This is a genomic window from Polaromonas sp. P3_B1 (genome assembly GCF_056402935.1).
The window spans coordinates 1-8,641 of sequence record NZ_JBFUGK010000072.1; the positions used below are offsets into that span (position 1 = coordinate 1).

Genomic DNA, 8,641 nt, shown 5'->3' on the forward strand with positions numbered 1-8,641 from the left:
TCCCCACCCCTTGTGTATGCGCCGAGGAGCGCAGGTCCAGACGGATAAGGGCAAAAACGTGTTTGAGCCGCAGGCGAGTTGTTTTTGACCCCGTCTGGACCGAGCACCACAGGCTGCCCGTAGCGAAGCGAAGGGACGCAGACACCAGGGTCGCCTTTTCTTTTGCTTACTTTTCTTTTGGCGAAGCAAAAGAAAAGTGAGTTGCCGCCGGGCAACCCCCGGCCAGCAAGCCCCAGCAGAGGAAGGAGGAGGATGAGGAAGCGCGCAAGGCCGGCGCAAGACCCGGCAGAAAAACCTACTTCACCCCATCGGCCTTGAACATAGCCTTAATCCCCCTAACCGCTTGCCGAATCCGCGCTTCATTCTCAATCAACGCAAACCGAACATAGTCATCCCCATGGTCGCCAAAGCCAATGCCCGGCGACACACACACCTTGGCTTTTTCCAGCAGTTGCTTGGCGAACTCCAGGGAGCCGAGTTTGCGGTACGCCTCGGGAATGCGCGCCCAGATGTACATCGAGGCCTTGGGGCAGTCCACGGGCCAGCCGGCTTCGGTCAGGCCTTTGTAGAGCACGTCGCGCCGTGCCTGGTACTGGGCGGCGATGTCTTTCACGCACTGCTGGTCGCCTTCGAGGGCCGCGATGGCGGCCACCTGCAGCGGCGTGAAGGTGCCGTAGTCGTGGTAGCTCTTGATACGCGCCAGGGCGGCGACCAGGTCGGGGTTGCCGACCATAAAGCCCACGCGCCAGCCCGCCATGTTGTAGCTCTTGGAAAGCGTGAAGAACTCCACCGCGATGTCTTTGGCGCCGGGCACCTGCATGATGGAGGGCGCCTTCCAGCCGTCGAACACGATGTCGGCATAGGCCAGGTCGTGCACCACAAAGATGTCGTGCTTGCGGGCCAGCGCAATCACCTTTTCAAAAAACGCCAGCTCCACGCACTGCGCCGTCGGGTTGGAAGGGAAGCCCAGCACCATCATCTTGGGCTTGGGGTAGCTGCCGCGTATGGCTTTTTCAAGCTCCGCAAAAAAGTCTGTCTCCGGCGTCAGCGGCACCGAGCGTATGTCGGCGCCGGCGATCACCGCGCCGTAAATGTGGATGGGATAGCTCGGATCGGGCACCAGCACGGTGTCGCCGCGGTCCAGCGTGGCCAGCATCAAATGGGCCAGGCCCTCTTTGGAGCCTATGGTCACGATGGCTTCGCTGTCCGGGTCTATGGCCACCTGGTAGCGGCTCTGGTACCAGTGTGCGATGGCGCGCCGCAAGCGCGGAATGCCTTTGCTGGCCGAGTAGCCATGCGTGTCGGGCCGCTGCGCGACTTCGGTGAGCTTGGCCACGATGTGCGCCGGGGTGGCGCCATCGGGGTTGCCCATGCTCATGTCGATGATGTCTTCGCCGCGCCTGCGCGCCGCGGCCCTGAGTTCGGCCGTGATGTTGAAAACGTAAGGGGGAAGGCGGTCAATGCGCGCAAAGCGGCGCTTGCCTGGGGAAGCGGACATAGGAAGAACTTTCACGTAAGCGCCCGGAACCGTCCGAGCGACGTGGCCGGCAATGGGGCCGGCCCAGCGCCATCCTACCCGAATATCTGCATTAACTCCCTCGCCCCTGCGGGGAGAGGGTGGGGGCTGAGCGCTGCGGCTCCAGATGCGCCTGCGCGCATATGGACAGCGCGAAGAAGCCCAGGCTCTGTCTGGGCTGCGGTCTGCAAGACAGGGGCCGGCGGCGGCCGAAAGGCCACTGCTTCATGCACAGGCCGAGGCCCTCACCCCTGCCCTCTCCCAGAGGGAGAGGGAGAAACACCGACGCCAGTGCATTTTTACTCCCTCGCCCCTTTGGGGAGAGGGTGGGGGTGAGGGGCCGCGGCCTTGGGCATAGAGCTGAGGCCTATCGACCGCCGGCTGGCCCTCACACCCGCCCTCTCCCAGAGGGAGAGGGAGTAAAGAAAAACCGCAGCCGCGCAAGAAACGATTCAAGCCCCAGCACCAGCAGAAACCCGACCGCATAAGCCAGCACATCCATCCAGTCGGCCACCGAGCCCAACACAATCCGCAGCACCCGGTTCTCGACATGCCAGCCGTTCACGGCCGCCGCATACTGGCCAAGCTCGACCCCGCAACCCACGGCAAACGCCAGCAGCGCAAGGCTTAAGGTGCTGGCCTTGAGCACGGTCTTTAACAAAAAGTACACCCACACCACCGCCAGCACGTCGCCGACAAAGCCGCGCAGCCAGCGGTGCTGCGACCACACGGTCGCGATCAGCACTTCARTGATGAAAATAAGGACGGCCCACAGCGCCGCCTCGCGGTCAAAACGCAGGCTCATGCAGCCTCAGTCAGGCACATGGATGCGCGCTTTCACATGCTTGAGGTTGGCCACGATGGTGAAGGTCATCACCACCAGCAGCGACCAGGAACTCCATTTGCCCACATGCACGATGGACCAGGCGCCAAGCTGGTTGGGGTAGTGCCACAGGCTGAAGAAGGTGCTGATGTTCTCGGCCACCCAGATGAAAAACCCGATCAGCAAAAAGCCCAGCAGCAAGGGCATGCTGCGGTCCCGGTCATAAGGCCGGAAGATCACGGAAGACCGCGCATACAGCCCGCCCAGGCAGGCCGCGATGTACCAGCGGTAGTCGCCCAGATAGTGGTGGGTGAAAAAGTTGACGTAAATCAATACCGCGATCACCACGGCCATCCAGTAAGGCGGGTGGTGCCGGATGCGCAGGTCAAACAAGCGCCAGGCCTGGATGATGTAGCTGCCCACGGCCGCATACATAAACCCCGAAAACAGCGGCACGCCAAACACCTTGGTATAGGCAAAGTCCGGATAGCTCCACGACTGGATGGCGCCGGAGGTCTTGAAGACTTCCAGGCCGAAGCCCACCACGTGGAAAAGGCAGATCGCCTTGAGCTCGTCCCAGGTCTCCAGCCTGGCCATCACCATCCAGCCTTGGATCAGCAGCGCAATCACCAGCAGCAGGTCATAGCGCGGGATGCCCGCCACACCGCCCCGCGGCACCAGGAACACCGCCGCAAAGAACAGCCCGGCAAAGAGGCAAGCCCTGGCCTCTTTCAGGCCGAAGCAGCCGAACTCCACCAGAAAGCGGCGAAACCCCGACAGGCCCTCATGCGATTTTTCCCGGATCAGCCAGTTGTCCAGGGCGAGCAAAGCCATTGGCGTGTACCTTTTTTATTGAGTGTTGTTGCCGGCGCCTTGCCGTGCCCCGGCATTGACGCCCTCGTCCTCTGGGAGAGTGCGGGGTGAGGGCCGAGGCGTGTGCATGGACCCGTAGTTTAGCGACTGCCGACTGGCCCTCTCCCCGGGGGAAGAGGGAGAAACACCGAGGCCAGTGCATTTTTACTCCCTCGCCCCTTTGGGGAGAGGGCGGGGGTGAGGGGCCGCGGCCTTGGAACATCGCGCAGCGAGAGCTATCGACCGCAGACCGCCCTCACCCTAACCCTCTCCCAGGGGGAGAGGGAAAAAGAACGCCTAAATCGCCACCAGCTGCCGCACGCCGTTGGCTTCCATGTCCTTGCCCTGCCCGCGCGCGATGAATTCGCCGCGTTCCATCACCAGGTAGTCGTCGGCTAACTCCTGCGCGAAGTCGTAGTACTGCTCCACCAGCAGGATGGCCATGTCGCCCCGGTCCGCCAGCATGCGTATCACCCGGCCTATGTCCTTGATGATGCTCGGCTGTATGCCCTCCGTCGGCTCGTCCAGGATCAAGAGCTTGGGCTTGGCCGCCAGCGCGCGCGCAATCGCGAGCTGCTGCTGCTGCCCGCCCGACAGGTCGCCGCCACGGCGGCCCAGCATCTGCTTGAGGACCGGAAACAGCTCATACAGCTCGGCAGGGATCGGCGTAGACGCACTCTTGTAGGCCAGGCCCATGCGCAGGTTCTCTTCCACCGTCAGGCGGGCGAAGATTTCGCGGCCTTGAGGGACGAAGCCTATGCCTGCTCTTGCCCGTTCATACGGTGTGCTGGACTGGATTTGTTTGCCGTCGAATTCAATCGTCCCGGTCTTGATGGGGACCAAGCCCATCAATGACTTGAGCAGCGTGGTTTTGCCTACGCCGTTGCGGCCGAGTAGCACTGTCACCTTGCCCAGGTGGGCGTCGAGGCTCACATCTCTGAGGATGTGGGAGCCGCCGTAGTATTGGTTGATGTTTTTTGCTATGAGCATATGGACTTCCTTACTCTGCCGAGTGGGCGCTCTTTGATGAGGACTGCTGACCGGGGGTTGCCCGGTGGCAACTCACTTTTCTTTTGCTTCGCCAAAAGAAAAGTAAGCAAAAGAAAAGGCGACCCTGGTGTCTGCGTCCCCTTCGCTTCGCTACGGGGCAACCTGCGGTGCTCGGGCCAGACGGGGTCAAAAACAACTCGCTTCGCTCAGACACGTTTTTGCCCTTATCCGTCTGGACCTGCGCTCCTCGGCGCATACACAAGGGGCCCGACTACCAACAGCCAAACAGCCGAAGACAGAACCCCGAATACCTAAACCACAAGGACACGCCATGGCGTGTCCTTGTTTKTCTTGGTTTGTTCTTTGGTATTTATCTTCTGTCCCCGCTCCCGATTGCCCCGTYCTGGCTGGGCCGAGGAGCGCAGAGACAAGCGGATCAGGGCAAAAACGTGTTTGAGCCGAAGGCGAGTTGTTTTTGACCCCGCTTGGCTCGAGCACCGCAGGTTGCCCGAAGCGAAGCGCAGGGACCCAGACTGCGGGTCGCCTTTTCTTTGGTGACTTTCTTTTGGCGAAGCAAAAGAAAGTTACTTGCCGCCGGGCAACCCCCGGCCAGCAACTCCCAGCAGAGGGAGCAGGCGCGCCCGCCGGAGCAAGACCCGGCAAAACAACCTCACCTCCCAAGATACACCTCGATAACCCGTTCATCCGCCTGCACTTGATCCAAGGTGCCTTGTGCCAAAACAGAACCATCACACAGCACCGTCACGATCTCCGAAATCGTCTTGATAAAACTCATATCGTGCTCTACCACCATCAAGGAGTGCTGGCCCTTGAGCGTCAAGAACAGCTCAGCCGTCCGCGCGGTTTCCTCATCGGTCATGCCGGCCACCGGTTCGTCGAGCAGCAGCAGCTTGGGGTCCTGCATCAGCAGCATGCCGATTTCCAGCCACTGCTTTTGCCCGTGGCTCAGGTTGCCGGCGAGGCGGCCCACGCTGTCGGCCAGGTGAATCGTCACCAGCACTTCGGCCAGGCGGTCGCTTTGGGCGGAGTCCAGCCTGAAGAACATCGAGTGCTTCACGCCCTTGTTGGTCTTCAGGGCCAGTTCCAGGTTTTCAAAGACTGTCAGCTGCTCGAACACCGTGGGCTTCTGGAACTTGCGGCCTATGCCCAGCTGGGCGATCTCGGCTTCCTTGTGGCGCAGCAAATCAATCGTGCTGCCGAAAAACACCGTGCCTTCATCGGGCCTCGTCTTGCCGGTGATGATGTCCATCATCGTCGTCTTGCCGGCGCCGTTGGGGCCGATGATGCAGCGCAGCTCGCCGGGCGCGATGTCCAGGCTCAGCTTGTTGATGGCCTTGAAGCCGTCAAAGCTCACGCTCACATCTTCAAGGTAAAGAATGCGGCCGTGGGTGACGTCCACCTCACCCGTGGGGTGGGCCACGCGGCTGCCGCTGGCGTTGCGCCCGCCCGATTCGGTATTGGCCTTGCCGGCTTCCAGCGCGGCGCGGCGCTCTTCAATGCGGCGTGCGCCCTGCTCCAACAGATCGGGGGTCATTTCTCACCTCCCTTGCGCAGCTTCTTCACCAGGCCCACCACTCCATCGGGCAGGAACAGCGTGACGCTGATAAACAGCAGGCCCAGAAAGTACAGCCAGAACTCAGGGTAAGCCACGGTCAGCCAGCTCTTGGCGCCGTTGACGATAAAGGCGCCGACGATCGGGCCTATCAGGCTCGCACGGCCGCCAACGGCCGCCCAGATGGCGATTTCAATCGAGTTGGCTGGGCTCATCTCACTCGGGTTGATGATGCCGACCTGCGGCACATACAGCGCGCCGGCCACGCCACACATCACAGCAGAGATCACCCAGATGGTGAGCTTGTAGCCCAGCGGGTTGTAGCCCGAGAACATCACCCGCGTCTCCGCATCGCGTATGGCCTGCAGCACCCGGCCGAACTTGCTGCCCACCAGCCACTTGGCGAACAGGAAGAAACCCAGCAGCGTGAGGCCCGTCATCACAAACAGCGTCATGCGCATCGAAGGCGTGGCCAGCGGAATGTTCAAAATGCGCTTGAAATCGGTAAAACCGTTGTTGCCGCCAAACCCCGTCTCGTTGCGAAAGAACAGCAGCATGGCCGCAAAAGTCATGGCCTGGGTGATGATGGAAAAATACACGCCCTTGATGCGCGAGCGGAACGCAAAAAAGCCAAACACAAAAGCCACAATCCCCGGCACCGCCACAATCAGGATCAGCGTGGCCACAAAGCTGTCGCTCAAGGCCCAGTGCCAGGGCAGCGCCTTCCAGTCCAGGAAGACCATAAAGTCCGGCAAGTCGCTTTTGTAATTGCCGTCACGGCCGATCTGGCGCATCAAATACATGCCCATGGTGTAGCCGCCCAGCGCAAAGAACACGCCGTGCCCCAGCGAAAGGATGCCGGTGTAACCCCAGATCAAATCCATGGCCAGCGCGCAGATGGCGTAGCACATGATCTTGCCCAGCAGCGCCACCGCGTAGGTGCTCATGTGGAACATGCTGCCCTCGGGCACCCAGAGGTTGAGCACGGGCGCAATCGCGCACACGGCGATCAGCGCCATCATGAAAGCGCTCCAGCCGCCGCGCGTGAGCAGCGGGCCTTTGGCCGGGAGTTGCACGCGGGAGGCCGCGGTATTGGGGGTTGCCATAGGGGTGCTCATGATCAGGATTCCGCGCTACGGCCCTTCATCGCAAAGATGCCCTGCGGCCGCTTCTGGATGAAGATGATGATAAAGACCAGCACGGCGATCTTGGCCAGCACGGCGCCCGTCCAGCCTTCGAGGAATTTGTTCAGAATGCCCAGGCCCAGCGCGGCATACACGGTGCCGGCCAGCTGGCCCACGCCGCCCAGCACCACCACCATAAAGGAATCGACGATATAACCCTGGCCCAGGTCGGGGCCCACATTGCCCACCTGGCTCAGCGCGCAGCCGGCCAGGCCCGCGATGCCGGATCCCAGCGCGAAGGCGTAAGTATCGACACGCGCCGTGTTCACGCCCATGCACGAGGCAATCGGCCGGTTCTGTGTGACGCCGCGCACAAACAGGCCCAGGCGCGTGCGGCTGATCAGCCAGGCCACGCCCAGCAGCACCGCGATGGCAAACACAATGATGATCAGCCGGTTGTAAGGCAGCGAAAGATTGCCCAGCACCTGCACGCCGCCGCTCATCCACACCGGGTTTTCCACACCGACGTTTTGCGCGCCGAAGATGGAGCGCACCAGCTGCTGCAGCATCAGGCTGATACCCCAGGTGGCCAGCAAAGTCTCCAGCGGCCGGCCGTAGAGGAAGCGAATCACCCCGCGCTCCAGCGCCGCGCCCATCAGCGCCGAGGCCATAAAAGCCACGGGCACGGCCGCCAGCAGATACCAGTCAAACAGGCCCGGGAAGTATTTCTGGAACACGCCCTGCACCACATAGGTGGCATAGGCGCCAATCATCATGAGCTCGCCATGCGCCATGTTGATCACGCCCATCAGGCCGTAGGTAATCGCCAGGCCCAGCGCCACCAGCAGCAAAATGCTGCCCAGGCTGATGCCGCTGAAAATCGCGCCCAGCTTGTTGCCCCATTCGAGCGAAGCCTCCACCTTGGCCAGCGCCGCCTGCAACGCCACCTTCACGTCGGCATCGGCCTCGGTGCCCAGGCGTTCTATCAACACGGTCTTGGTATTGGGGTTTTTGCTGCCGGCCAGCTGCGCGGCCGCCGCCAGGCGCTTGGCCTTGTCGCTGCTGCCCAGCAGGATGGCCGAGCGCATCAGCTCCAGCTGGTTCTTGAGTTCGGGCACCGTCTCGGCCGCGTAGGCTTTTTCAATCAGCGGCAGTCGGGCCTCGTCGTTGTCCCCGCCCAGGGTCTTGATCGCGTCGCGCCGCTGTTTCTCGTCTTTGGAGAACAGCTTCAAGGCCGCCAGCGCGTTGTCAATCTCGCTGCGCATCAAATTGGGGTTGATCACATCCTCGGCATCGGCCGGCAGCGGCGTCTCGGCGCCCGTGATTGGGTCGTAAGCCTTGTCGTCCTTCACGACGTAAACCTTGTCACCCTTGGTCTTCACCGCATCGTCAGACAGCGCCTGGATAAACGCCGCCGTCTTGTCGTCCGCCACAGCCGCGGCCTTGGCCAAGGCCTCCACCCGCGCCTCGGTCTCGCCAATGGCCATGCCCTTGACCTCCTCAGCGGTCAAGGCATGGGCGTGGGCGGCTGCAAGGAGCGTGAGTAGGGAGAAAAGTAGGTGGCGTAGCAGCATGGGTAAAAAAAGAACCTGTAGCTTGGGCGCGTGGACCGGATTTGTGAGTCGGTCTGGTGCCCAGGCTGCAGCTTCCTTGGGGTGTGGAGGCCGGCTGGCCCCCATCCCAACCTTCCCCCAGCGGGGGAAGGAGCAAGAAAGAAGAGAGCAAAGACTGGGAAGGTATCAATCCCCTCCCCCGCTGCAATC

7 protein-coding genes are annotated in these 8,641 nt (G+C 61.9%); all 7 read right to left on the minus strand.

Translation table 11 applies throughout. The annotated features are described in order from the left end of the window. Positions 1–295 precede the first annotated feature (295 nt). Positions 296–1,498 (minus strand): alanine transaminase, encoded by a 1,203-nt coding sequence (gene alaC / locus AC1DXS_RS24470; protein WP_477740039.1) that lies wholly within the window; start codon positions 1,496–1,498, stop codon positions 296–298. A 406-nt stretch (positions 1,499–1,904) separates the two neighbouring features. Then, entirely contained in the window at positions 1,905–2,321 is a 417-nt protein-coding gene (locus tag AC1DXS_RS24475) for a ribosomal maturation YjgA family protein (protein WP_477740040.1), read from the minus strand. Between the two features lie 6 nt (positions 2,322–2,327). Continuing rightward, positions 2,328–3,173, minus strand: coding sequence for a DUF817 domain-containing protein (locus tag AC1DXS_RS24480; protein WP_477740041.1), 846 nt, complete (start codon positions 3,171–3,173; stop codon positions 2,328–2,330). Between the two features lie 315 nt (positions 3,174–3,488). Next, complete coding sequence (gene urtE, locus AC1DXS_RS24485; RefSeq protein ID WP_477740042.1) at positions 3,489–4,181, minus strand: urea ABC transporter ATP-binding subunit UrtE; 693 nt, start codon at positions 4,179–4,181, stop codon at positions 3,489–3,491. Between the two features lie 670 nt (positions 4,182–4,851). Then, entirely contained in the window at positions 4,852–5,736 is an 885-nt protein-coding gene (gene urtD / locus AC1DXS_RS24490) for an urea ABC transporter ATP-binding protein UrtD (protein ID WP_477740043.1), read from the minus strand. After that, a complete protein-coding gene (urtC, locus tag AC1DXS_RS24495) occupies positions 5,733–6,860 on the minus strand; it encodes an urea ABC transporter permease subunit UrtC (RefSeq protein ID WP_477740044.1) in 1,128 nt (375 codons plus the stop codon). Before urtC ends, urtD begins: the two co-directional genes overlap by 4 nt. Before the next feature lie 14 nt (positions 6,861–6,874). Continuing rightward, positions 6,875–8,452: an urea ABC transporter permease subunit UrtB gene (gene urtB / locus AC1DXS_RS24500; RefSeq protein WP_477740045.1), complete on the minus strand. Its 1,578-nt coding sequence runs from the start codon at positions 8,450–8,452 to the stop codon at positions 6,875–6,877. Positions 8,453–8,641 lie beyond the last annotated feature (189 nt).

Coding starts and splice junctions, on each gene's coding strand:
- AC1DXS_RS24480 (WP_477740041.1), bottom strand. CDS start 3,173: ATGGCTTTGCTCGCCCTGGACAACTGGCTGATCCGGGAAAAATCGCAT.
- urtE (WP_477740042.1), bottom strand. CDS start 4,181: ATGCTCATAGCAAAAAACATCAACCAATACTACGGCGGCTCCCACATC.
- urtC (WP_477740044.1), bottom strand. CDS start 6,860: ATGGCAACCCCCAATACCGCGGCCTCCCGCGTGCAACTCCCGGCCAAA.
- urtD (WP_477740043.1), bottom strand. CDS start 5,736: ATGACCCCCGATCTGTTGGAGCAGGGCGCACGCCGCATTGAAGAGCGC.
- alaC (WP_477740039.1), bottom strand. CDS start 1,498: ATGTCCGCTTCCCCAGGCAAGCGCCGCTTTGCGCGCATTGACCGCCTT.
- urtB (WP_477740045.1), bottom strand. CDS start 8,452: ATGCTGCTACGCCACCTACTTTTCTCCCTACTCACGCTCCTTGCAGCC.